Genomic DNA, 2,570 nt, shown 5'->3' with positions numbered 1-2,570 from the left:
TTCTTATATGATGGTCTATCCCTGACACATCACCTTGATATGCATGTGTTAAAGCGCCCTGATCCACCGTATCGGGATCAATACCGACTTCTGGCCACTGGCCAGCAGCATCGCCGTGAAGAGGTTCCCGGCGAGCGTGCGCGGCCAGCCGTGCACCGCGGTCGGCAACGCCACGAGGACGAGGATCGCGGCCGCGATCCCCGCCTTCTCGAGCCGCGCCGGGAGCCTCATCCGAGCACCATCCTCATCCGAGCACCGGGAGCTGGGCCACCGCCCTCGCCTGGCCACGGGCGACCTTCAGGTCGATCGAGCCACCGAGCAGCTTCGCGCGCTCCCGGGCCCGGGCCGCCGCCGCCTTGAGGTCCGCGCCCCGGCTGACCGAGCCGTTCACCCGGATCTCCAGCGCGTCGTCGTCGAACCGCATCGCCACCTCGACCGGGGAGTCCGGCCGGTCGGCGAGCGCGGAGACCAGATACTCCACGATCCGGTACGCGGACAGCTCCACCGTCGCCGGCAGCGTCCGCGCGTCCCCGGTGACGGTCAGCCGCGCGCGGCCCGACCGGTGCCGCGCCAGCAACGCGTCGAGATGGGCGACCGTCGGCGCGGGCGCCAGATCGACCTCACCGCCGCGGAGCAGCCCGACGATCTGGCGCATGTCGTCCAAGGTCTGCCGGCCGCCCGACTCGATCGTCTCCAGCAGCGCCCGCGCCTGCGCCGGAGCCAGCCCGTCGGCGGACTCGGCCGCGGCGGTCAGGTGGTCGAGCCGCTCCTCCAGCAGGCCGTCGAGCTGGCGGGAGAGCCGGGCCCGGTCGTCCGCGACGCTCAGCGCCGCCCGCTCGTCGCGCAGCCGCCGTAGCTCCTCGTCGCGGGCCTTGAGCTGCTCGTTCAGGCCGGTGCGGTGGCGTGCGGCCCGGCCGATCGCGAAGACGATCAGCAGGACCGGCACGCCGAGCACCGCGGCGCCGGGGCCGGCGGACGCGTCGACCACCACGGCCGCCACGGTCAGCAGGGCGGCGAGCCCGCCGGCCAGCCACGCCTTGGCCCGGTCGTAGGCGAGAGCGCCGAGGAAGGCGAGGACGAAGGCGAGCGGGAGGGCGGCGCCGCACCGGGTGACCCAGCCGAAGAGCAGGTCGTGCAGCACCATCGCGCCGAGGGAGATCCCGGTGACGGCGAGGGCGCTGCGCCGCCACCACAGCACCGGGATCGTCGCCGCCGCGAACACCGGGAGCATCCACCACGAGCGCGAGGTGACCGCGTGCGCCATGTCCTCGCCGGGATCGGTGCCGGTGTCCAGGATGTTCATCAGCATCAGCAACGCGCCCAGCGCGGTGAGCCCACCGGCGAGGAGCCAGTCCCGCCCCTTGATCCCGCTCATGTCCCTGCCCCTCGCTCAGGCGGCCGGTCTCAGGCCGCGATGCGCTCGACGGCGGGCGCGCTCTTCCTGCTCACCAGAGTCTGGACCAGCAGACCGGCCCCGTAGAAGAGAATCACCCCGGGAATCGCGATGACCAGCGCCTCGAAGCCGGCTGAGGAGTCCCGGACGAGGGTCACGATCAGCAACAGGGCGACACCGGCGAGACCGGCGAGCTGGTAGCGCACGGATCCGGCGTACCGGGCGATCGCGTACCCCAGGGCGAAGGCCAGCGGCAGCCCGACGCCGCAGCGGGTGACCCAGTCGAACGCCAGCACGTGCAGCCCCATCATGCCGACGGTGACCGCGGTGGCGCCGAGCACGTTGCGGCGGCGCCACAGAATCGGCACGGTGACCAGCACGAACGCCGGCAGCATCAGCCAGGTCTGGGTGGACAGCGGGTGCGCCAGCTCGGCGTCCGGCCCGGCCAGGATGTTCTCCAGCATCAGGAACGCCCCGGCCACGGTCATCAGCGCGGCCAGGATCCAGTCGGAAGTCTTGAAGGCTTTCATCGTCGTTTCCCCTCTGGTAAGTCGATGCAGCTCACGCTAGGTACCGGCGGGCGTGGCCCTCGTCCGGCCACAGGACGATGTTCTGCGCGGGCGTCATCCTCGGGGATGACACAATCGCGGGCGTGACGGAGAAGATCCGGGTGCTGGTGGCGGACGATCAGACCCTCGTCCGCAGTGGCTTCCGGGTGATCCTGGAGGCCGAGGGCGACATGGAGGTGGTCGCCGAGGCGCAGACCGGCGCCGAGGCGGTCCGGCAGGCGCAGCTGGCCCGGCCGGACGTGATCCTGATGGACATCCGCATGCCCGAGCTCGACGGCCTGTCCGCGGCCGAGGAGATCCTCCGGCATCCCGGCGCGCCCACGATCGTGGTGCTCACGACCTTCGACTCCAACGAGTACGTGTACCGGGCCCTGCGCGCGGGCGCGGCCGGCTTCCTGCTCAAGGACGCGCCCACGTCCCGGCTGATCGCGGCGGTCCGCGCGGCCGCCACCGGCGACTCGCTGATCGAGCCGTCGATCACCCAGCGGCTGATCGAGCGGTTCGCCGAGCCGGCCCAGCCGGTGGCGCTCCCCCGGCAGCTGGCCGCGCTGACCGAGCGGGAACGCGACGTGCTGCGGCTGATCGCGCGCGGGCTGTCGAACACCGAG

Annotated in this window: 4 protein-coding genes; 1 reads left to right on the top strand and 3 read right to left on the bottom strand. The window is 72.1% G+C overall.

Going from position 1 to position 2,570, the window contains the following annotated elements; translation table 11 throughout:
• Nucleotides 1-48 precede the first annotated feature (48 nt).
• Genes AB0M20_RS37510 through AB0M20_RS37500 form a run of 3 tightly spaced genes read right to left on the bottom strand, consistent with a single transcriptional unit; the run spans nucleotide 49 to nucleotide 1,923 of the window.
• Complete coding sequence (locus AB0M20_RS37510; RefSeq protein ID WP_364305552.1) at nucleotides 49-231, bottom strand: hypothetical protein; 183 nt, start codon at nucleotides 229-231, stop codon at nucleotides 49-51.
• Between the two features lie 13 nt (nucleotides 232-244).
• On the bottom strand, nucleotides 245-1,375 hold the full coding sequence (locus AB0M20_RS37505; RefSeq protein WP_364305550.1) for a hypothetical protein: 1,131 nt from the start codon (nucleotides 1,373-1,375) through the stop codon (nucleotides 245-247).
• Nucleotides 1,376-1,404: 29 nt separating this feature from the next.
• Nucleotides 1,405-1,923 (bottom strand): hypothetical protein, encoded by a 519-nt coding sequence (locus tag AB0M20_RS37500; RefSeq protein WP_364305548.1) that lies wholly within the window; start codon nucleotides 1,921-1,923, stop codon nucleotides 1,405-1,407.
• A 122-nt stretch (nucleotides 1,924-2,045) separates the two neighbouring features.
• On the opposite strand from AB0M20_RS37500, the gene AB0M20_RS37495 reads away from it, so the two are divergent.
• A partial coding sequence (locus AB0M20_RS37495) for a response regulator transcription factor (RefSeq protein WP_364305546.1) occupies nucleotides 2,046-2,570 on the top strand: 525 nt, incomplete at its 3' end.

Origin of the sequence: Actinoplanes sp. NPDC051633 (assembly GCF_040681735.1) — a bacterium.
Taxonomy (GTDB): domain Bacteria; phylum Actinomycetota; class Actinomycetes; order Mycobacteriales; family Micromonosporaceae; genus Actinoplanes.
The sequence above is the reverse complement of the archived record's forward strand: the minus strand, read 5'-3'. Positions and strand labels throughout refer to the sequence as shown.

What these genes read in the sequence shown, in the direction of transcription:
- AB0M20_RS37510 (WP_364305552.1), bottom strand. Translation starts at nt 231, where the DNA reads ATGAGGCTCCCGGCGCGGCTCGAGAAGGCGGGGATCGCGGCCGCGATC.
- AB0M20_RS37505 (WP_364305550.1), bottom strand. Translation starts at nt 1,375, where the DNA reads ATGAGCGGGATCAAGGGGCGGGACTGGCTCCTCGCCGGTGGGCTCACC.
- AB0M20_RS37500 (WP_364305548.1), bottom strand. Translation starts at nt 1,923, where the DNA reads ATGAAAGCCTTCAAGACTTCCGACTGGATCCTGGCCGCGCTGATGACC.